This is a genomic window from Mucilaginibacter mallensis, assembly GCF_900105165.1.
Lineage (GTDB): Bacteria > Bacteroidota > Bacteroidia > Sphingobacteriales > Sphingobacteriaceae > Mucilaginibacter > Mucilaginibacter mallensis.
Genome location: NZ_LT629740.1, coordinates 3725818 through 3748810, shown reverse-complemented (window position 1 = coordinate 3748810; position 22993 = coordinate 3725818). Strand labels below are relative to the sequence as shown.

Genomic DNA, 22993 nt, shown 5'->3' with positions numbered 1-22993 from the left:
TTAACCAATTTATTATGAAGAAAATTTTTACAAGTTATGGTCGGCTTATTACCCTTTGCCCGGCAAAACTAAAAGTTATCCGATCTCCACACCTCTCGCTTCTGGTGTGTTTGTTACTGCTCCCGGCATTTATATTTGCACAAAGCACTAACAAAATTCAGGGTACAGTTTTAGACGAAAAAGGCAATACCATGCCTGGCGTAAGTGTGATGATAAAAGGCACCACTTACGGTACAACTACCGATGTTTCCGGGAAATTCACTATCAGTGCCACTAAGGGCACTGCCCTTGTTTTTACTTTTGTTAGCTACGGCAAAAAAGAAGTTGTTGTAGGCGATCAGCAAACAATAACTGTAAAGTTAGCCCCTGCATCCTCAAATCTTGATGAAGTTGTGGTAGTAGGTTACGGTACGCAGAAAAAGGTATCCTTAACAAGCGCGGTTACATCTATCAATGCAGCTGAAATTGTTACTACCAAAAACGAGAACGTTGAAAACATGCTTACGGGTAAAATTGCGGGTTTACAGGTAGTACAAAATACTGCTGAGCCAGGTGATTTTGCCAACAATATTTCCATAAGGGGAATGGGTAACCCGTTAATCGTTGTTGACGGTGTGGAAATGCCCGATTTCAGTGTTACCGGTGGTAATGGCGATAATAGCGTAGGTTCAAGTAATATTTTAACCAGGCTTGATCCTAATGATATTGAAAGCGTATCCGTACTAAAAGATGCTGCGGCTTCAGTATATGGTGTTAAAGCAGCGAACGGTGTTATCCTGATCACCACCAAAAAAGGTAAGGCAGGCACACTTCAGCTTACTTATTCAGGCACATTTGGCTCACAGGTGCCATCAGGCTTACCTAAGCCCGTGGATGCTACACAATACATGACGCTTGTTAATCAGCAATCACAGCATCAGGCTAATGGTGGCAGGATCATTTATGGCCCTGCGGATTTTGCTGCTTATGCTGACGGCTCCAAACAAAGTACTGACTGGTACGATGCGGTTTTCAAAAAATCAGCCATGCAGGAGCAGCATAACCTAACCGCAACAGGTGGAACCGAAAATACGCAATACCTGTTAAGCGCGGGCTTTACCGATCAGGATGGGATATTAACCAGTAACGATCTTAACTACAAACGTTATAATGTGCGCTCAAATGTTACCAGTAAAATAGGAAAGAACATTACGGTTAACTTAAACATGAGTGCTATAATGGATCAAAAGAATTCTCCGGCTCAATCATTCTGGTATACTACCAGGGAAACATGGAGGGAATTGCCTACTGAAACCTTCTATGCTAACAACAACCCCATGTATTTATGGCAGGGTAGTGTTGATGGGGGAAATCCTATAGCATATGAAAACTCAAATATTAATGGGTACAGCACTCAAAATAATAAGTTCTTTAACGGATCAATCAGTATTGATTACAGGCTGCCTTTTATTGACGGGCTTACCCTTAGAGGCTTGTATAGCTACAATGATCAGATACAGAACAATAAATTATACCAGCAATCATACAACCTGTATACCTATAATTCGGCAACACAAACTTATAATGCAGCATTAAACAATTCACCTGCATTTGTTCAAAGGCAGTATTATGATTATCCCCAAAATACCGATCAGCTTTCATTAAACTATGCGCACTCTTTTGGCAAGCATAACCTAAGTGCCTTGCTACTTTATGAAGGTAATGAGCAAAGCGCTGATAACTTTGAAGCATACAGGCAGCTTGCTATACCCGTTGACCAGATAATTGCCGGTAATGCAGCTAATCAAAATGCAACACAAACTTCCAATGGTTTGTCCGACTATGCCACAAATTCACTTGTAGGCAGGGTTACTTATGATTATAATGGCAAATACCTGGGTGAATTTAGCTTCAGGAATGACGAATCCTCAAAATTTGCACCGGGCCAAAAATCAGGGTTCTTCCCTTCAGGTTCAGTAGGATGGCGTATATCTGATGAGGACTTCTGGAAGAATTCATCGGCATTATCATTTATTGATAACTTAAAGTTCCGTGCATCATATGGTGTTTTGGGTGATGATGGTACCTTGTTTTACCAGTTCCTGAGCGGATATAATTATCCTGCAAATGGTTCAAACAACCAGTTACCTACAGGTGCGGTATTTGGTAATAATTTTGTAAATGCAGTACAAAGCACAGGTTTGCCAAATCCAAACGTAACGTGGTCAACCTCGCATACTTTTGACGTAGGTGCTGATCTTGACATGTGGAAAGGCATGTTAGGTATTACATTCGATTATTTTATACGTAATAGAACAGGGTTGTTGGCAACCTCAATATTGCAGGTGCCTGATGTACTTGGTGCAGCCCTGCCTGAGCAAAATATTAACGGCGACAGGACCAAAGGTTTTGACTTTGAAGTGAGCCACCATAATCACATTGGTAAATTCAATTACAATGTAAAAGGTACCTTCTCATTCGCCTATACCATGAACACTACCTATGCTGAATCTAAGCATGGTAACTCCTACCTTGATTGGTTAGATAATCAAGCCAACAGAAACCAGGGTATACAATGGGGATATAGCGGAGCAGGCCAATATCAAAACTACGGTCAAATTGTTAACAGCCCTGTTTATGTAAACCGTGGCACAGTAGTAGGTGATTACATTTACCAGGATTGGAACGGCGACGGGCAGATTGATGGTAATGATAACCACCCAATAGCTTATGGCGGTAACCCTAACGGCCTGCCAACAACGCCTAAAATTACTTACGGCCTTACCTTAGGCGGTTCATACGATGGGTTTGATATCAGTATGCTGCTACAGGGAACCAGCATGTACAGCGTTTCATATATCGAGCAATTAAACATCCCGCTTTGGGGTGGTGGCAGCGCGTTAACCCAATTTTTAAACGATTATCACCCGGCTGATCCTAATGCCGATCCGTACAACCCAAATACTGTATGGGTGCCGGGCCATTTTGCCTACACTGGTACTACTGCCAACACCAATTCAACATTTAACTTTCAAAATGCTGCTTACTTAAGGCTGAAGAGCTTAGAGATCGGCTATAATTTACCTAATAAATTTTTATCACAGATAGGAGTTAAGGGGGTAAGGGTATTTGTAAACGGCTATAACCTGTTTACTATTACCGATGTTAAGTATGTTGATCCTGAACACCCTTCAGGTACTTACGGCTACTTGTACCCGCTTGATAAATTGTACAACGTAGGTTTAAATGTTAAATTCTAATTGAAAGAAATCATGAAAAAATATAACTATATATTATTAACATTATTTGTGTGTTTAACGGCTTGCAGAAAGCTGGATATACCACCAAAAAATATCATCCAGGACCCTGACGTATTTTCTACCCCAGCGGGTATACAAGCCTATATGGCACGCCTTTACAGTGAGTTGCCTATTGAGGATTTCAGGTATTCACCTCAGCGTGGGTTGAATTTTTTCTGGATCATCAGCCCAACACCGGCTACAACAGGTGAAGCCCTTAGCCGCGACCAAACAAGCTCTATGCAGGAGAACTTCGGCGGCTGGAATTGGGATATATGGGGTGGCTCATATACAACCATTCGTGATTGCGATTACTTTATTCAAACGTTACCCTCATATGCAAGTAATTTCAGTACGGCTCAGGTAAATGCCTGGCTAGGCGAAGCCTATTTTGTGCGTGGCATGACTTATTTTGGATTGGTGAAACGCTTTGGCGGCGTGCCCCTCGTTAACAAAACCCTGAACTACACAGTAGGTACAAGTACCGATGAATTGCAGATACCCCGCTCATCAGAGCAAGCTGTTTGGGACCAGGTAGCCAGCGATTTTGATTTCGCTATTGCTAACTTACCTGCGGTAAATACTGATGAGGCTGATGGCAGCCGTGCAAATAAATATGTTGCAGCAGCATTTGAATCAAGGGCGATGCTGTATGCGGGCACCATTGCCAAATACAATACCACCACTTTATTTGATGGTCAAAAGAATCAGCTTTGCGGTATACCATCCAGCGCTGCCAACGGTTATTTCCTGAAAGCATATAATGCCGCTAAAACGCTTGACGGTGTTTATAGCCTGTATTTAAAATCATGGTCGGCCACTGATAAAACAGCACAGTACCAGAATTTTGTGAACCTGTTCTCAGATGCGGGAAGCAGCGAAAGCATATTTGTAAGGGAATACCAGTATCCAAACTCGGTGCACGGTTATGATGCCTACAACGTGCCACGCCAGCTGATCGGGCCAAATGGTTATTCATCTGAAGTAAACCCAACCCTTGATTTTGTGGAGATGTTTGATGGTATACCGAAGAACTCAAATGGTACTATTCAAAACCTTGATGCGAGCGGTCATTACCTTCTGTTCAGCAACACTATGGACTTGTTTGCTAACGCAGAACCAAGGCTGCGCGCTACAGTTATATTGCCGGGCGATGTATTTAAAGGGCAAAGTATAGATATACAACGTGCTATATATACCGGTCCATCTGCAGGTGGTATAAGTCCGCTATTACCAGCCGGTTCAAGATCTCAGTACCCGCTTACAAATCTTGTTGTATCAGCTACCGCATCACAAACGGCCTACAAATTACCTGATGGAACATTAATGAACCCTGCCGGTTTGAGCGGCATTTTTACAGGCGACCAAACCTGCGCAATTTCAGGCTTCTCGGTACGTAAATGGTTAAATCCTAATTTACCAACATCACAGGTGCTGGAAAATAACGAAACCCAAACATGGATAGAGATGCGTTATGCCGAAGTGTTACTGAACCGTGCTGAAGCAGCTTTTGAATTGAACAGCGCGGGTCAAAGCGGTGCTACTAATTATTCGCAGGATGCCTTTACTATCATCAACCAAATACGTTCAAGGGCTGGTGCAACATTGTTAACAAGTGCCGGATCAATGACCATTGATACTGTTCGTATTGAAAGAAGAAAAGAACTGGCGTTTGAGAATAAAACCTATTGGGATTTGAAAAGATGGAGAACATTCTCAAAAGAACAAAACGGAACCATATACCGTATCCTGATGCCATTCTATTCAGCACAAGCAGGCAAATATTTCTTTGATGCACGTACAGATGAGCGTAACGATGTTTACACCTACGACCCAAGATGGTACTATGAGCAAATACCGCAGGGCGCTATATCAAAGAGTCCAAACTTAGTTCAAAACCCAGGTTATTAATATATTAAAGATGAAAAAGCTATTCTATTATACAGCATTCTGTCTGGCAGTTATTGCCGGCAATTCGTGCAGCAAAATTGATAATTACCCCGCGCCATCCGATACCATAAACGGCAGCACAATTGACGAGGGCACAGGGGCTACCGTACAAACAGAAATTGGCGGCGGCGGTACACGCGTTAAATTGCTGGAGATTAGTTACAGCGCTAATCCTACGCCTGAGTATTTCCAATCGATGCAGGATGGTACTTTTAACGACGATAAAATATTTGCTGCAACTTATAAGGTTTCGGTTGAAGGGCCGTTTGTACCGTTGGTGACTACAGATAATACCGGTACGGTTACAGCCGACTCAAGCCAAACTATTAAGTTAACAAGCAAGGCAACGCTTAACTTTAAAGTTCAGCCTTTTTTAAGGGTTGAATGGGTAGGTAAGCCGGTGTTTAATGCTGATAGTACAGTTACCGTACAGGTTAAAATTACCCGCGGTACCAGCAATGCGAACTACCAGCAGGATATAACCGATATTAACCTGTATGTAAGCAACACACAGTACGATGGCAATAATAATTACGACCCAAGGTACTCAAAACTGGTTTCATATGGTGGTTCAACCGGTACCGCGTTACTGGGCCAGGTTATAACCATTACCACTACCGGCGGCGCAATGCCGGCGCAGGATGTATATTTCCGTGTTGGCGCAAGGATCAATGCCGGGCTTGATGAGTATAACTACAATGCCCCAATGTCTGCAAAATATCCGTGATCATAATTTATAAGGAGGGTTAACAGCCCTCCTTTTTTATAAAATAATAGAAATAATAAAGCATCTACATGAAAAAAACTGCCCTTTTTTGTAGTTTAATAACTATCTCACTTGCTGGTTTAGCGCAAAATAACCCGGATACCGGTCGACAAAAAACAGCTTTCCAAACCAGTAGCCCCTGGATACCCCAAATTGATGTACGATCAGACGTAGCGATTGTATACGGTACTAATGATCGCCCCGGCGTAACATTTGAACAGCGCGTACAATCATGGCGCGATAGGGGTTACCAAACCGCTTTTATGACCGGTATTGCATGGGGTACATATTTCGATTATTTTCTGGGTAAATGGGATGGCAAAAACCACCTGGGAATAGGGCAGGTAACACAAAAAGGCGATACTATTTTTCATGGCAAAAACATGCCTTATGTAGTTCCGGTACAGTCGTTTATTGAGTACATGAAAACCGCGGTGGTAAAAAGGGTGATTGATGCCGGTATAACTACCATATTTTTAGAAGAGCCCGAGTTTTGGGCACGAGCGGGTTATAGTCAGCCGTTTAAAGAAGAATGGCAAAAATATTACGGGTTCCCTTGGCGTCCGCAGGATGCATCGGCAGAGAATACCTACCTGTCGAGCAAATTAAAATACCAGCTATTTTATAATGCCATAAAACAGGTTTCAAATTATGCCAAGGAGTACGGCAAAAGTAAGGGCAAGGATGTGAAGGTTTATATAGCAACGCATTCGCTGGTAAACTATTCTTCATGGCAAATTGTGAGCCCTGAAGCTAGTTTGGCATCGTTGCCTGGTATTGACGGTTACATAGCCCAGGTTTGGACAGGCACTTCGCGCGAGCCGACTTATTTCAACGGTCAGCGAAAAGAGAGGGTATTTGAAAATGCTTTTCTTGAATATGGCTCAATGGTATCAATGACCGCGCCAACAGGGAGGAAATTATTCTTTTTAACCGACCCGATAGAGGATTGGCCACGTGACTGGGCCGACTATCGCAAAAACTACGAAGCTACATTCACCGCTGAAATACTATACCCCACGATTGATAATTATGAGGTAATGCCATGGCCCGAGCGTATCTATACCCGCCCGTATAAAGTGGCATACAGCGATTCGAGCGTGCTGATACCTAAGTCTTACTCAACACAAATGCAGATCATGATCAATGTGCTGAATCAAATGCCATTATCACCGAATAAGGTAACTGGGGTGAATAGTATTGGGGTGCTAATGAGCAATTCATTAATGTTTCAGCGTTTTCCAACGCATAATGGTTTTGAGGATCCGCAATTCTCTAATTTTTACGGACAAACGCTACCGCTGTTAAAACGCGGTATCCCGGTGCAAACCGTACATATGGAAAACCTTGCTTATGCGCAAACGCTGCAAAATATTAAGGTTTTGGTAATGAGTTACTCAAACATGAAACCAACTAACCCGGAGGTGCACCAATATATTGCCGATTGGGTTAAAAAAGGCGGTGTACTGATTTATTGCGGCCGCGATAATGACCCATACCAAAGTGTAATGGAATGGTGGGATACAAAAGGCAATAAGTTTACTGCTCCATCACAGCATCTGTTTAAATTATTACATATTGATACCAGCGTTAATAAACAAGGGTATAAAGTTGGTAAGGGCATGGTTTATATTGTAAGGCAAAACCCTAAGGAGTTTGTATTACAGGCAAACAGTGATGCTGATTATACCAGCCTGGTAAAGCAAGCTTATGAAAAAGATGCCCATGCGGGTAAAATAACATATAAAAACAGCTTATATCTTGAACGTGGTCCTTATGATATTATCTCTGTAATGGATGAGAATGATGACAGTAAGCCATATACGGTAAAGGGCCCTGTTATTGATCTTTTTGATCCGCAGTTATCGGTACTTACTGAGAAAGTTGTAAATCCGGGCGAGCAATCTTTATTGTACGATCTTAGTCGCGTAGCAGATAAAAACAAGCCCCAGGTACTGGCATCAGCATCAAGAATATATGATGAACAGGTACAGCCTGGCAGTTATTCATTCGTGGCAAAAAGCCCTAAAAATACATTGAACAGTGTACGTGTGCTGTTACCATCGCAACCAAAAGAAACTGTTGTTACCGATAGTAGCAGTAACACAATAACCGATGTGAAAACATCGTGGGATAAAAGTACAAATACGTTATACATGGGCTTCGATAATACTCCCGATGGTATAAAGGTGAACTTAAAATGGTAATTTTTTTAATAATTGGTTTAGTAGTAGTTTTACTTCCCGTACATAGAAAATATGTACGGGAGTTTACTGCTTTTGGGCCTGTTGTTACACGTATTCCAGCGCCGCTTTATCACAATTTACATAACATAATACAACAGGGTGCTTGCCCGAAAAAAAACTATTGATGAAAAAAACACTTCTAACGGCACTAGCCTTTTTACCCCTGATTACACTAGCACAAGTTAAAGATGCCAACCTGGTTGATTATATAAATCCGCTAATGGGAACGGCATCAAAGCCCATCATGTCAAACGGCAACACTTATCCTGCCGTAGCCGTGCCCTGGGGCATGAATTTTTGGACGCCGCAAACCGGTAAAATGGGCGATGGCTGGCAATACACCTATGATGCCGATAAGATACGCGGCTTTAAGCAAACCCATCAACCCTCACCATGGATGAATGATTATGGCATGTTCTCCATTTTTCCTGAATCGGGCACATTAAAACTTGATGAAAATGATCGCGGCAGCTGGTTTTCGCACAAGGCTGAAACGGCTAAACCTTATTACTACAGCGTTTACCTGGCCGATTACGATATCACTACCGAAATTACTCCAACTGAGCGTGCGGCAAACTTCAGGCTTACTTTTCCGAAAAGCGATAGCTCACATATCATTATCGATGCTTTTGATAAGGGATCATATGTAAAGATCATCCCCGGTAAGCAGGAAATAATTGGTTATAGCACCAAAAACAGTGGCGCTGTTCCTGAAAATTTTAAGGATTACTTTGTTATTTATATCGATAAGCCTTTTGAGCAAACATCGGTATGGGAAAGCCTGAAGGAAAATAAAGGAACGTTAGAGTATAAGGGTGATCACGCGAGCGCGGTTGTCAGCTTTAAAACCAAAAAGGGCGAGCAGGTGCATCTTCGGGTAGCTTCATCATTCATCAGCATTGAGCAGGCCGAACTGAATTTAAAACGCGAGCTGGGTAACGATAACTTTGATGCTACCGAACAAAAAGCCAAAGCGGTATGGAATAAAACCTTAAACCATGTAAATGTTGAGGGTGGCACCATCGATCAAACGCGCACATTTTACTCGTGCCTGTACCGCATGCTTTTCTTCCCGAACAGGATGTATGAGGTTGATGCAAAGCAGCAGATAGTACATTACAGTCCGTTTAACGGCAAAGTGATGCCGGGTTACCTGTTTGCCGGTACCGGTTTCTGGGATACTTTCAGAGCGCTTTATCCATTCCTTAACCTGGTTTATCCATCCATAAATAAAGAAATGCAGCAGGGGCTTGTTAACGATTACAAAGAAGGCGGCTGGTTGCCGGAGTGGTCGAGCCCGGGTTATGCTGATTGTATGGTGGGTAACAATTCCGCCTCGGTAGTTGCCGAAGCTTACTTAAAAGGCGCGCGTGGTTATGATATTGAAACTTTGTTCGAGGCATTAAAGCATGGTGCTAACAATACTGGTCCAAACGCCACAGGCCGCAGGGGAGTAGAGTACTATAACAAACTGGGTTATGTGCCTTACAATGTTAATATAAATGAAAATGCTGCCCGTACACTGGAATATGCGTATGATGATTTTGCCATTTACAGTTTAGGCAAGGCGCTTGGCAAGCCTGAATCAGAGATTGGTATTTACAAACAGCGCAGCATGAACTATAAAAACCTGTTCGACCCGGAAACCGGTTTAATGCGGGGCAAAAATGAGGATGGTTCATTTGAAAAACCTTTTAATCCGTTTAAATGGGGCGATGCTTTTACTGAGGGTAACAGCTGGCACTATACCTGGGGAGTTTTCCAGGATATACGGGGACTAATGAACCTGATGGGTGGCCGGGAAAAGTTTGTAGCTAAGCTTGATTCTGTATTTTCTCTACCTCCAATTTTTGATGACAGCTATTACGGAACAACTATACATGAGATCCGTGAAATGCAGGTAGCCGATATGGGCCAGTACGCGCATGGTAACCAGCCTATACAGCACATGATATATTTATACGGTTATGGCAGCGAACCATGGAAAACCCAATACTGGGCACGCGAAACTATGAACCTTATGTATAGAGCAACACCTGATGGCTATTGCGGTGATGAGGATAACGGACAAACATCGGCATGGTACGTGTTTTCAGCAATAGGTTTTTACCCGGTATGCCCGGTTAGTACGCAGTATGTACTGGGTGCGCCACTATTCAAAAAAATAACAGTAAACCTGGAGAACGGCAAAAAGATAATAGTTAACGCACCAAAAAATAGTGCCGATAATAAATACGTGAATACAATGACCTATAATGGCAAATTATATGATTTGAACTGGGTGGGCCATTCGTCATTATTACAGGGCGCGGTTATCGATATGGACATGGCAGCTAAACCGAATAAAGCAAGGGGAATTAAACCAGCCGATGTTCCATTTTCCTTATCAGATGAAAAATAAATTTTTAACGCATATTTTTTAAAATAAAGGATGTTTTCTGGTTTAAAATACCCTATAATTGAATGTCCCGATCTGCAAAACACCACAACTTTTATACAGTTGTGGTGTTTTTGAGCATACAAGGCCTATAAACAAAACCAACTTATATACAACCATTTACTATGAACAAATTAAGTTTTTTAATGCTGCTGCTATTTTCAGGCAGCACTGTTTTTGCCCAGGAGCGCAAGGCCCCGGCTTATCCGCTTATTACACATAATACATATTTCAGTATCTGGTCGAATACAGATAGCCTTAATGAATCGACAACTCATCACTGGACGGGTAAAAACCAATCCCTGCTTGGCTTTATTAAGGTAGATGATAAAGTGTACCGTTTTATGGGTAAAGAAGCTGAGGCTTATAAAACCATACTTCCTGCAGCAGATGAAGCTAACTACCCGGTAAAATATACCGAAACCGAACCTAAAGGCGATTGGAAATCGGCCCAATACAATGCAGCCGACTGGAAAGATGGCCTGGCACCAATAGGTACCGATGATTTTGATAAAACCAAATGGACTACCCATGATATTTGGGTTAGGCGCACATTTACAGTAGCAGATGCCAGCATGATCAACAAGCTGATATTAAAGTTATCACACGATGATGATATTGATGTTTACCTGAATGGTGAAAAAGTATATCAAAAAGTAGGTGTTACCAATGATTATGGCATGGTTCCAATCGCCAATACTTTAAAAAATGGTGAGAATATATTAGCTGTACACGTGGTTAATACCGGAGGTGGTTCAAGAGTTGATGTTGGTTTGGTTGATCAGATCAACCAAAAACTACGCAGAATAGAAGTAGCAAAACAGACCAGTGTTGATTTAAATGCCACACAAACCATTTATAAATTTGAATGCGGTAGTGCTGATCTGCAGCTAACCTTCACTTCGCCTTTATTACTGAATGACCTAGCGCTTTTATCAAGACCGGTATCTTATATCTCGTATAAGGTTAAATCAAATGATGGTAAGCAGCACAATATCAAAGTATTCTTCAGCGCATCGGCTGATATTGCCCGCGATAGGCCGTCGCAAGCGGTAACAGCTCAAAAAATAACATCAGCCAGCTTATCTATGTTAAAAGTGGGTACCGACGAACAGCCTATTCTGAAAAAGAGTGGTGATGATGTGCGTATTGATTGGGGATACCTGTATGTAGCAGCACCTAAGGCTACTAATGCGCTGCAATACACTGGTAGTAATGCTGATGCAGTTGGCTCATTTGTAAATAATGTAAGCACAACCACGGCTAAACAAGGCACGGATATCGTTTTAAACACTGTAATACCATTTGGTAATGTAGGTAATACCCCGGTAGAGAAATTTATTGAGCTGGGTTATGATGATATTACCCCGATCCAGTATTTTCATACCAATTTAAAACCATGGTGGCAAAATGCTCAACTAAAAACCATTGTACAGGTACTGGAAAAATCAGCTGCGGAATATCCATCTGTGATTAAGAAATGTGAGGTATTTAACGCTTCGATGTACAAAGATGCTATACATGCAGGTGGCGATAAATATGCGAAACTATGTGTATTGGCTTACCGCCAAAGTATTGCGGCTCATGACCTGGTTAAAAGTCCACAGGGACAGATCCTATGGCTATCGAAAGAGAACTTTAGCGGTGGCTTTATCAATACGGTTGATGTTACTTATCCGTCAGCTCCGTTATATCTGATCTACAATCCAAAACTAATGGAGGGGATGCTGAACGGGATCTTCTATTTCAGCGAGAGCGGCAAATTTAACAGGGATTATGCATCACATGATCTGGGTGAGTATCCTTTAGCCAATGGCCAGCTGTATGGCGAAGGTATGCCAGTGGAGGAATCCGGCAATATGATCATCCTGGTTGCTGCTATTGCAAAGGCTGAAGGTAATGCAGAATATGCACGCCCGCATTGGAAAACATTAAGCCGTTGGGTTAATTATCTGGTTAATGAGGGTTTTGATCCTAAAAACCAGCTTTGTACAGATGACTTTGCAGGTCACCTGGCGCGTAATGCCAACTTATCAGTAAAAGCAATTGTAGGTATTGCCTGCTACGCACAGCTGGCAGATCAGCTGGGCGAAAAGCAAACTGCCGCAAAATACCGTGAAATAGCCAAAGGCATGGTAGGTAAGTGGATCCAATTATCAGCAGATGGCGACCACTCAACCTTAACATTTGGTAACCCGGGCAGCTGGAGCCAAAAGTACAATATGGTTTGGGATAAAGTTTTGGGCCTTAAATTGTTCCCGCAATCGGTTTATGATAAGGAGATAAAATTCTATCTCACTAAACAAAACGCTTTTGGTTTACCGTTGGATAGCCGCAAAACCTACACAAAATCCGACTGGATAATGTGGACCGCGACACTGGCAAGCAATCAGGTTGACTTTGAAGCATTGCTTGACCCGATATATAAATATGCGATAGAAACCCCAACCCGCGTACCACTTAGCGACTGGCATGAAACCACCGATGGAAAACAGGTAGGTTTCCAGGCAAGGAGCGTAGTAGGAGGGTACTTTATGAAACTATTGGAAGAAAAAATGACTGCTAAGAAATAGGGGTATTTAAAAGAAGTCATGGCAGAGCCCGGAGAAATATTTCTCCGGGCTTTTTAATTCTCACTCATTATCCTAACCGGGCCCATTAGACCGGAAGATATCAGCGGCGAATCTTTTGTAAAATAGTTCCAGGTAGTAAAGCAGTACCTGCCTTTTGATGGGCGAGGCTCATTCTTTAAAAACCATTCGGGGAACTCCTTTAAATACTTACCACTATCATATAAATACTGGCTGGGCAGCCATTTACAATCGTCAGGTTCCTGCTCATCGCCAATAAGGCGATTGGCCCAAACGTTGGTTACTTCGACTACTAAGGTATTGCCTGTTTTTTTAAGTAAACCAGCAGGTATTTTTACACTCCATGGCGCCGTCCATATTACGCCCATATCCTTATTGTTGATTATAACATGGGCTATGTGTTTTACTTTACCCAAATTTAAATACAAGGTCTTTTTGGTGTTGGTAGCTCCCTGGGCATCAAAATTTATGGTGTAAATTGCTGTGCCGCTAAAATATTTAATGCCGTTATCTGTGTTTGTTGTCCAGTCAGTTAGTGAGTCCAATGTTATTGGTTTTTCCGGGCCGCCCCAGCGATGGTCGAACTGCACCTGCCATGAGCCCTTTATAACAGCCAGCTGTGTTTGCACTGGAAAATCGTTCTTTTTTGATGGAGTACGCGTTGCCACGGGATGCCTGAATACAACAAAAAAACTTTGCGCATCATCGAAATTTAAGGAGATGGAGGTGAATTTTCCATCATCCTTAAATTGCTGCAGGTCACGTATCGATCCGGTTACGGCGTCCCATAGCTCGGGCTGCATACCGCTTACCTTAAAGGTGCAGGTAGCCGAGCCCGCACGGTGCGATAGGTTCGCAACAAAATAAAGACTGGTATTGTCCTGTACACGGTTAATGTTCCGGAGCATGATGCTGTCCTTTATATCGCTTACAAACATATTGGTATCGGTAGCCGCAAATTTGCCCCATTGCAATAATGCCTGGCAGCGGGTCCAGTATTTTACGGTGGCGGCGGCAGGTTTCCACCAGGTTTGGGTACGGTCAAAGTGTGTACCCCATTGGCCCATGGCCTCGCCCGGCTGGTAGCGATCGTCCCAGGGCTGTTGCGCAAAGCGGTGGATGATGATACGATTAACACCCACACAAAAAGCGGCATCGCCAATAGGTTTTAACCATGCGGGGTATTCGTCCCATTTGCTGTAAGCGGGCTGCCCGGTAAAGGCCTCTGCCTGTATCAGGTTCTGACCCGTTTTTCTGATAGCAGCCAACGTTGGCACCAGCTCATAAGGCGAATACGCGCCCTTGTCGGTCCAAAACTCCACCATGGTACGGTGAACCTGTGGTACTACATCATCGGGCCTCCAGGGGCCGCCGTAGGGCTCGCTTAAGAACCTCAGGTTAGCTTCCTTTAGTTTTTTTGATATGGTGGCGAAGTAAACATCCCGGTACAGGTCGCGCACGGTATTATCAAAATCGAGTCCGAATTTTATGGAATCAAGTTTACTGCCCACCCGCCTGTTAGCAAGAGTGATCAAGAATGGGGTAATATCATAACCCTTACGCTTCAAAAACTCCTGTTTCATATTCGGCGTCCAGGTAACATCATCAATTTCGTAGCTGTCGAAATAAACATCGGTCATTACCGTACCGGCTAAATTGCCCAGGTGCTTTTTTATTTCGCTGATCATGTGATCCATATGAAAGCTTACCGCTTTTTCGCTCATCTTATCACACTCCAAACCCGTTGCCTGCGGTTGCGCAGGCTGAATAAGCGCACCGGTAGTGGTATGTCCAAAGCGATAGATCATCCAGTTGCCGGCGGGTGCATCCCACCTTAACCTGCCATTCAGGTCCATTTTGTCTGAAATATCTATAACGCTATCCTTGCTTACCGGCCCTTTTGCAGGCACTGCCAGCACGGATATATCACGGTAATAAGAACTCCTTTCGGGTATCTCCGGGTTTTCTACCAACCCCGTATGTGGGTTATACACCGGGAAACGCATATTGGCACGCGGGTTAACCGATGGCCTTAATAGTTGAACACTAACGTGGGTGTTGCCTTTTACTACCTTAGTACTCCAGCATAGTTCCTGCATGGATAGTTCAGGAGTAATCCATGGGCCGCCCGAGGCTTCATAGCCGGGGCAGTTGAATAATCCCAGGGTCATATTCAGGCGCTTGGCTTCTTCGGTAGCATAGCGTACCAGTTTCCACCAGGGTGCTGTCCAGCCAATAATTTCAGGGGTGGGGGATTTTTTAATAACAGCGCTCCAGGGCATGGTAACATCAGCCAGTGTGGACATGGTTGCGCTGTTAAATCCCTCGGCCTTTAATGCTTCCAAATCTTTTGTAATGCCCTGCTGACTTACATTCGATCCCATCCACATCCATAAAACCCCGGGTTTGGCATCTTCGGGCGGGTTATTAAAAACATATTCAGGATCATCCTTTGGGATTAACGGAATTTGCTTCTTGCGTGTTTGGGATATGGCATTGCTTACAATCAGTATAAAAAAAAGAATAGGGGTGATCTTACTATAACTGCATTGCATAATGAAAAGAATAATTGCAAGTTGATAATGCTAATATATTCTTTTACAGGATGATATTTTACACGGTGCTATAATTAAATTCTGCACTGCTCTCAACATTATGAAAAAAGCAGCGCAGAATTTAATTAAACAGACATGAATAGTTTGTATAAAACAAATTTTACGGTTTTAACTCGGCCAGTACAATTTTCTTAACTGGTGATACCTGCCCAAAAATGTCAGTTATTTGAAGGGTGATGTAGTAATCCTGGCTTTTAAGGTTCAAATCTTTTACTGCAATGCTCACACTGGTTAAATCCGGATCGGTGCCTTTTAGTGATGCGATAGCGTTACCCGAGTATGTGCTGTTATCAAATATATGCACCTCATAACTTAACTGCGGGGTAGCTGTTTGCAGTACGCTCCAGTCAACAAATATCTTTTTTTGTGAATGATCGTAATAAGCGGCAAGGTCATAAACATCAGCAGGGATAATTTCGGGCCTATCTTTTTGCTTCACTGCATACTTGGTCTTTTTTTGCCACGGACTTGTGCCGCATGATGTTGCCTTAACGCCATCATCGCCATAACGTTCTGCTTTCCACGAGCCTTCCCCAGCTTCAGCTACCAATGAATCAGGGTGTACCCATTTATACTGGTCGGTTAACATCCAGTATGATTTATATATGGCTGTGCGGCTATGTTTCTGCTCGTCGGCAAAATTTTCAAGAAAGCTGCCAATATCGCCATGCAGCATCGCATCTTTTTCCGGAACTGTAAAGGTTACATAATGCGTATAGGTTTTTGCGGTGTGATCATATATCCAATAACCAACTTGCGTGGTTGAATCATTGATGGTCCAACGTTTTACAATGTTGGTATACCATTGGCCTGGTTTCCAGCCGAAATCAGCATGGGAGTGCAAGCCCGTACCTTCGCCGCCAAAGCCACCAACAAAGGTTAAAGGAGCTTTATAGGCTGAGGAGATCTGTATTTTGTTAGGGAAGTCCCAAATAGAGAAAATGTTATTCGGTATGCGGCCCTCTGTTGGTCCGGCTAATTGAATACCGCAATAACCGCCACTTTTTCCTATACCAAATTGTACGCTGCAGGCATAAGTAAAAGGTGCAAGCCCGTCAGCAGGGATCATAACATCGGCCATCATTAGCTCGTTTTTGTTTTTTGCCATGCCAACTGTTTTTACATACGGCCCCCATTTTGGGCAACTTTGCTGCGCAAGGCTGTTAAGTGCGATTGCAAAAACTAAAATAGTTGTTAACAGATGCTTTGTTTTCATAACAGGTTTATCTTTAATATTAATTATGGGTTAATGAATTACCTTGCGCTTTAGCAAACAGCAGCTCAAACTGTTTTTCTGAATTTAAATACTTGTTAAGCAGGTCGAACTGATTTTTGGCCCTTACTAAGTTGTGGCCCGGGTATTTAGTTTCGTAATAAATATCGTTATTCAAAAAATCAGTTAAAAAGCGGATGGCCTGCATATATATCATCAGCTTGCCCGAGAAAATAAAATACTGTTTTTCTGTTTCTGTAAGTATTTTACCCATATCAGCCATATAGCCTTTGCATACCGCCATAAAAATATCTTCCCTGATCTGGATCTTTGAGAAATCCTGTTCCTCTTCATTTACAGGCGATAGGTAGGTCCGCATCATATCGCCCACATCACTAAAAAAGTAGCCGGGCATTACAGTATCCAGGTCAATTACACATAATCCGTTCTGCTTGTCGTCAAACAGGATATTATTGATCTTGGTATCATGATGGATAACCCTTACCGGGACCTGGTTATTAGTTATTAACTGATTATATTGCTGTAAAATAGTATAGTGGTTATACACCTCTTTTACTTCCTGGGCTGCCTCCATCAAATTCTCTTCCCGGGCATTTTGGCAAGCTGTTTTAAACTGATCGAACCTTAGTTTAAGGTTATGAAAGTCGGTCAGCGTATACTTTAGCTGATTAGCATCAAAGTCTTTAAGCATGCAGGTGAACTTCCCAAATTGCCTGGCCGCTTCAAATGCCTCTTTATTATCACTTATAAAATCAACAGTTCGTGATCCTTTAACAAAGGGGAACAGCCTGTAATATTCACCTTTATCGGTTTTAACCAGGTAATCGCCTGTAAGGGACGGTAATGGAGCCACGAAATTATAATCGGGATAGGTGCTGTTAAAATACGATTGCAGCAGGGTTAAGTTACCGGCTATCTGATCGGGCGCTTTAAAAACATTGACATTAATTCTTTGCAGAATATAATCCTGTCCGTTGCCTGATACTTTTAATGTGTAGTTTATTAATCCCGAACCAAAGGGTTGAACTGTGTATTGTGAAGGTTTTAGTCCAAAGGCAACCAGTATTTTATTAAGCATATTTATATGTGATTAACCAAACATACTAAAACATAGCAAGCGTATTTATAAAGCCGTTACACAAACGTTTGTGCCATTTTTTTAAGCTTTTATAACAATGCTTTGTACAAAAAAAAGTGTGGCATATAGTAGATTTATTTGGAGTAGATAGATTGATTTTGTTGTTAACAAAATCAGGCAAAAATCAATGATGTTCCAATGTTTGCAAACGTTTGCGTTAAGAGATTAAGATTATGTAAAGTAGTTTATCATTAAATTCATAAAAACTTTAAATAAGTAAATGGAACTTGCAATAAAAAGTATAAGCATGGCTAAAAGCAAAAAAGTAACGCTTGGCTACCTTTTCTATACTTTCCTGAAAATAGGAGCTGTAAGTTTTGGTGGTTATATGGCGCTGGTTTCATTAGTGCAGAAAATAATGGTTGATAAGGATGAAACCTTAGACAATGAAGTAATAATTGACAGTATAACCGTGGCCAGCCTTATACCAGGGCCTTTAGCTGTAAACATTGTGGCCTATATTGGGTACCACCTTAAAGGAAAAACCGGCGCATTATTAAGCATGATTGGGGTGTTGCTGCCAGCCTCCATGCTGATGCTGTTATTGGCATGGTTGTATTTCTCTTATGCCTATAAGTTTGAGTGGGCTAATATCATGCATTATGTGGTGGCTGTGGTAAGTGCCATAATATTATCAACCGGTTTCAATCTGTACAAAAAAGAGATCGGTAAAAATTATAAAAAAGCTTTGCTATGCCTTTTTACCATTATTGTTATGGTATTAACCAGCAGCTACCTCATAACCCTGGGGTTGATTGCTTTGGGGGCAATAATGGGGCTGATTATTGAACGTAGTAACATCAACCTAAATAATTTAAAAAGCAACGGCTCTTTTAAGTTGAATGCCATTTATAGCGCGGTTATCAGCTTATTTATAATAAATGAGGTTTTATTTATAAGTGGGACCTATAAATTTTTTAATAGTCCTATCCTAAAAATAAGCATGGTTTTTTCGGGGATCAGTCTTTCCCTGTTTGGTGGCGGATATGTAATGATCCCGATAATGCAATCCTTATTTGTAAACGAGCTGCACTGGCTTACCCGGCAGGAGTTTATTGATGCTATTGCCTTTAGTCAGGCTACGCCGGGGCCAATACTGGTGAGCGCGACGTTTATTGGTTATAAGCTGGCTGGGGTAATGGGGGCTATAATTGCAACTGCTGCCATGTTTGCGCCATCGGCCATTGTAATGATAATGGTAAGCAAGCTATTTAAAAAAACTAAAGACCATTCACTGGCAAAAGATATGATTGCAGGCGTAAAAGCAGTAGTAATAGGTCTTATTATAGCTTCAGCCATCAGGATTTTATACACGCAACCATTTTCATTCGGTATAGCATTGGTTGCAATAGCGGCTTTAATACTAAGCTTTAAATACAAAGTGAGCCCGGTTTATTTAATTGTAGCATCTATATCAATAGGTATCATCACAAATTTTTTAATATGAGTAATTCTACCCAACCATTAGGTATTCAAATTATCGGCACACAACGTTCCGGTTCAAATTTATTAAGGGTGATGCTTGACCAGTCGAGCGAGATTGTATCGCCTCACCCTGCGCATGTATTGGTTACGTTTGTGCCTTTGCTGGAGCTTTATGGCGATCTGGATACCGAAACCTATAAGGTGCTGATAAATGATGTGGTAGATTATGTGGAAGCCAACCCTGTACCCTGGGATGGTATCACCATTGACCGCGACTGGATATTCGAAAACTCAAACGTTTACAGCCTGTTTGAAATAAACCGACTGATATATGAGCAGGCCGCCATCTGCAAAAAAGCTAAATACTGGTGTTGCAAAAGCATGGCTAATGTACACTATGCTGATGAACTGGAAAGCCATAGCCCTAATCTGAAATATATTTACCTGTACAGGGATGGGAGGGATGTTGCCGTTTCATTTAAAAAAGCGATAGTAGGCGAAAAACATATTTATCATTTGGCCCGCCAATGGAAATACGACCAGGAAGCATGTATTGAACTGGCAGATCGCATTGAAAAGGATCGCTTTTTTGCCCTTAATTATGAAACGCTTATCGCGCAGCCAGAGGCTGTTATCAAGGATTTGTGCAGCTTTTTGGATATTACTTATAATGAGAATATGCTGAGTTTTTACAATTCACATGAATCAAAAGCTACGGCCGCGGCCGGGGAAATGTGGCAGAACCTGGAAAAGCCGATCATGCGCAATAATACCGGTAAATTCCACAAGGAACTGACCCATGAGGAGATAGAAATTTTTGAACTGGTGAACCAAAACGTTCTGCAAAAACTGGATTATCCGTTATTTACAGCATTAACCAATACCCAACTGATCTCGGAAGACGCGATTGAACAATATGGTATGGATAATAAGATACTGAAAAAAGAGATCCTGGTAAAAGCCCGCAAATCCGACCTGGAACACAGAGAGCCCCAGTTAATTATCCTACGGAAAATAAAGGAACGTGCTGCGGAATTGGTCATCCAGTCAAGTGCTGGCCTCTAGTATTCTGCCGTTTATAGTCTAGTAATTTAATTTTATATCAATGATAAAATACAAACACCTGCATAAGCTGTTGCTGTTATGTGCAGGTTTTCTGCCTTTGGCATCTATCGCTCAAACTAAATCGGCTTATAATGAATTGCAGGTTTTCGATCCCTCATTTTTTACCCATAACGGTAATGAGTATCGCAGTGCAAACGGATCGCCCGGACCCAAATACTGGCAGAATGCAGCCAGCTATGTTATTAAGGCTGAGTTGAATGAGAAGGATACCACGGTAAAAGGTTCGGTTAGTATTAAATACACCAATAATAGTCCGGATACACTTAATTATCTATGGCTGCAAGTTGATCAGAACTTATTCAAGGCTGATTCACGTGGTACTGCTGCTACAAGAATTTCAGGCGACCGCTATGCCGTGGGTACATATACCAAGGGATACCAGATAGGAGCGGTTACCATCACCTACATGGGTAAAACCTATAAGGCCGAAACAGTGATCAGCGATACCCGTATGCAGGTGCGCTTGCCTTTCCCGGTAAAGCCGCATGGCGACCAGATCAGTGTAAAAGTAGATTACTCTTTCTTCATTCCTGAGCATGGCGCTGACCGTATGGGCCGGTTAAATACTAAGAACGGAACCATTTACCAGTTGGCGCAATGGTACCCGCGCATGTGTGTTTATGACGATGTGGAAGGTTGGAATACACTGCCCTACATGGGCGAGGGTGAGTTTTATTGCGAATACGGCGATTATGATTACTCCATAACCGTACCTGCTGATATGATAGTTGCCGGTTCAGGCGATCTGCAAAACCAGCAAGAGGTTTTAACAGCCACACAAATTGCACGTTTGGCTAAAGCCAAGAAGAGTGATAGTACGGTTAGCATTATTGGCGCAAATGAAATTGGGAAAGCCGCTATAAGGCCTAAGCATGAGGGTACTTTGACCTGGCATTTTAAGATGAAGAATACCCGTGATGTATCATGGGCTGTGTCGAGGGCGTTTATATGGGATGCCGCGCACGTAAATTTAGCATCGGGGACAGGTGGATTGGCAATGGCCGTTTACCCTGTTGAAAGTGTGGGTAAGAACAGGTATAACCGGGCGGCACAATACTTAAAACATAGTATCGAGTTCTATTCAAAAACTTATTTTGAGTATCCATGGCATTCAGCTTATGTGGTTGCGGGTGTGGCCTTGGGTATGGAGTACCCGGGGATTGTATTCTGCAGTTACAGCATACATGACGATGACCTGTGGCGTGATGTTACCCACGAGATTGGGCATAACTGGTTCCCGATGATAGTAGGCAGTAATGAAAGGCGCTACATGTGGATGGACGAAGGCATGAATACCTTTATCAACGGCTATTCTTCCGCCTCATTTAATAAGGGCGAGTATAATGATACATCAAGTGCAGCTGTAAAACTTACCAGAGGGTTGATTAAAGAACATGATCCATTGATGACAGCGCCGGAGGTATCAAACGAGGGTGGCATGTATTATTATAAAACAGCCTTGGCACTGAATATACTGCGTAATGAGGTTTTAGGAGCCGATAGGTTTGATTATGCCTTTAAAATGTACATAAAACGCTGGGCCTATAAACATCCGCAGCCCGATGACTTTTTCCGTACCATGAATGATGCAGCAGGCGATAATCTGAATTGGTTCTGGAAAGAATGGTTCTTTACCAACTGGACTTTGGACCAGGCGGTAACAGGCGTTAAATACATTGGGGATGATGCGAAGAACGGTGTATTCATCACCATTGAAAACCTTGGCGAAATGGCCCTGCCGGTACGCTTAAAAGTTACGGAAGAGAATGGCAATACACAAATTGTAGACCTGCCTGTTGAGGTTTGGCAACGGGGTGCAAAGTGGGTGTTTAAATATAATTCAACCAGTAAAATTGCTACTGTGGTTATCGATCCTGAGCACCGTTTACCGGATACCGACCGTAGCAATAATATATACAGAATGCCTCAATAAGGAGTTCATTTTAAGGGCTTTTCCAGTTTAATTTTCCTGATCCGTTGTAAGCAATTACACCGGATTTTTTTGTTTAAAAACACCCCGTGGTAAAATTATTTTTACAATAGAATTATAAGTTTTTTGAAAGATTACTAAATAATAGAATATTCCCGGGTGATAATTTAAAAATATAGCACAATTAAGGCCGAAAAGCGAAAATATTGCCACCCTATTTCGGTGCAATATGAATTGAATGTTAGTAAAACAAACGTT

12 protein-coding genes are annotated in these 22993 nt (G+C 42.2%); 9 read left to right on the top strand and 3 right to left on the bottom strand.

Features of this window, described 5'->3' with window-relative positions; genetic code table 11:
• The first annotated feature begins 14 nt into the window (after positions 1-14).
• The 6 genes from BLU33_RS15140 to BLU33_RS15115 all read left to right on the top strand — a co-directional run bounded on the left by BLU33_RS15140 (position 15) and on the right by BLU33_RS15115 (position 13250).
• A complete protein-coding gene (locus BLU33_RS15140; RefSeq protein ID WP_091374632.1) occupies positions 15-3239 on the top strand; it encodes a SusC/RagA family TonB-linked outer membrane protein in 3225 nt (1074 codons plus the stop codon).
• A gap of 12 nt (positions 3240-3251) precedes the next feature.
• Positions 3252-5189: a RagB/SusD family nutrient uptake outer membrane protein gene (locus tag BLU33_RS15135; RefSeq protein WP_091374629.1), complete on the top strand. Its 1938-nt coding sequence runs from the start codon at positions 3252-3254 to the stop codon at positions 5187-5189.
• 10 nt (positions 5190-5199) lie between these two features.
• Positions 5200-5955, top strand: a complete 756-nt coding sequence (locus BLU33_RS15130) for a DUF3823 domain-containing protein (RefSeq protein ID WP_091374626.1) — start codon at positions 5200-5202, stop codon at positions 5953-5955.
• Between the two features lie 68 nt (positions 5956-6023).
• A complete protein-coding gene (locus BLU33_RS15125) occupies positions 6024-8201 on the top strand; it encodes a hypothetical protein (RefSeq protein WP_197684508.1) in 2178 nt (725 codons plus the stop codon).
• Positions 8202-8364: 163 nt separating this feature from the next.
• Complete coding sequence (locus BLU33_RS15120) at positions 8365-10641, top strand: GH92 family glycosyl hydrolase (protein WP_091380618.1); 2277 nt, start codon at positions 8365-8367, stop codon at positions 10639-10641.
• 161 nt (positions 10642-10802) lie between these two features.
• Positions 10803-13250 (top strand): glutaminase family protein, encoded by a 2448-nt coding sequence (locus tag BLU33_RS15115; protein WP_091374623.1) that lies wholly within the window; start codon positions 10803-10805, stop codon positions 13248-13250.
• Positions 13251-13303: 53 nt separating this feature from the next.
• Here BLU33_RS15115 and BLU33_RS15110 read toward each other — a convergent pair whose 3' ends face one another.
• From BLU33_RS15110 to BLU33_RS15100, 3 genes are all read right to left on the bottom strand, one after another.
• Positions 13304-15823: a glycosyl hydrolase gene (locus tag BLU33_RS15110; RefSeq protein ID WP_091374619.1), complete on the bottom strand. Its 2520-nt coding sequence runs from the start codon at positions 15821-15823 to the stop codon at positions 13304-13306.
• A 160-nt stretch (positions 15824-15983) separates the two neighbouring features.
• Positions 15984-17099 (bottom strand): DUF3472 domain-containing protein, encoded by a 1116-nt coding sequence (locus tag BLU33_RS15105; RefSeq protein WP_091374617.1) that lies wholly within the window; start codon positions 17097-17099, stop codon positions 15984-15986.
• A gap of 19 nt (positions 17100-17118) precedes the next feature.
• Complete coding sequence (locus BLU33_RS15100; protein ID WP_091374613.1) at positions 17119-18195, bottom strand: phosphotransferase enzyme family protein; 1077 nt, start codon at positions 18193-18195, stop codon at positions 17119-17121.
• A 280-nt stretch (positions 18196-18475) separates the two neighbouring features.
• On the opposite strand from BLU33_RS15100, the gene chrA reads away from it, so the two are divergent.
• From chrA to BLU33_RS15085, 3 genes are read left to right on the top strand one after another with little or no spacing between them, the layout of a single operon-like run.
• Positions 18476-19702 carry a chromate efflux transporter gene (gene chrA, locus BLU33_RS15095; RefSeq protein ID WP_091374609.1) on the top strand — a complete coding sequence of 409 codons (1227 nt, stop codon included), beginning with the start codon at positions 18476-18478 and terminating at the stop codon, positions 19700-19702.
• Positions 19699-20745: a sulfotransferase family protein gene (locus tag BLU33_RS15090; RefSeq protein WP_091374605.1), complete on the top strand. Its 1047-nt coding sequence runs from the start codon at positions 19699-19701 to the stop codon at positions 20743-20745. Before chrA ends, BLU33_RS15090 begins: the two co-directional genes overlap by 4 nt.
• Positions 20746-20785: 40 nt before the next feature.
• A complete protein-coding gene (locus BLU33_RS15085) occupies positions 20786-22738 on the top strand; it encodes a M1 family metallopeptidase (protein WP_091374602.1) in 1953 nt (650 codons plus the stop codon).
• Positions 22739-22993: the final 255 nt, after the last annotated feature.

What these genes read in the sequence shown, in the direction of transcription:
- BLU33_RS15135 (WP_091374629.1), top strand. Translation starts at nt 3,252, where the DNA reads ATGAAAAAATATAACTATATATTATTAACATTATTTGTGTGTTTAACG.
- chrA (WP_091374609.1), top strand. Translation starts at nt 18,476, where the DNA reads ATGGAACTTGCAATAAAAAGTATAAGCATGGCTAAAAGCAAAAAAGTA.
- BLU33_RS15125 (WP_197684508.1), top strand. Translation starts at nt 6,024, where the DNA reads ATGAAAAAAACTGCCCTTTTTTGTAGTTTAATAACTATCTCACTTGCT.
- BLU33_RS15090 (WP_091374605.1), top strand. Translation starts at nt 19,699, where the DNA reads ATGAGTAATTCTACCCAACCATTAGGTATTCAAATTATCGGCACACAA.
- BLU33_RS15120 (WP_091380618.1), top strand. Translation starts at nt 8,365, where the DNA reads ATGAAAAAAACACTTCTAACGGCACTAGCCTTTTTACCCCTGATTACA.
- BLU33_RS15110 (WP_091374619.1), bottom strand. Translation starts at nt 15,823, where the DNA reads ATGCAATGCAGTTATAGTAAGATCACCCCTATTCTTTTTTTTATACTG.
- BLU33_RS15115 (WP_091374623.1), top strand. Translation starts at nt 10,803, where the DNA reads ATGAACAAATTAAGTTTTTTAATGCTGCTGCTATTTTCAGGCAGCACT.
- BLU33_RS15105 (WP_091374617.1), bottom strand. Translation starts at nt 17,099, where the DNA reads ATGAAAACAAAGCATCTGTTAACAACTATTTTAGTTTTTGCAATCGCA.
- BLU33_RS15140 (WP_091374632.1), top strand. Translation starts at nt 15, where the DNA reads ATGAAGAAAATTTTTACAAGTTATGGTCGGCTTATTACCCTTTGCCCG.
- BLU33_RS15100 (WP_091374613.1), bottom strand. Translation starts at nt 18,195, where the DNA reads ATGCTTAATAAAATACTGGTTGCCTTTGGACTAAAACCTTCACAATAC.
- BLU33_RS15085 (WP_091374602.1), top strand. Translation starts at nt 20,786, where the DNA reads ATGATAAAATACAAACACCTGCATAAGCTGTTGCTGTTATGTGCAGGT.
- BLU33_RS15130 (WP_091374626.1), top strand. Translation starts at nt 5,200, where the DNA reads ATGAAAAAGCTATTCTATTATACAGCATTCTGTCTGGCAGTTATTGCC.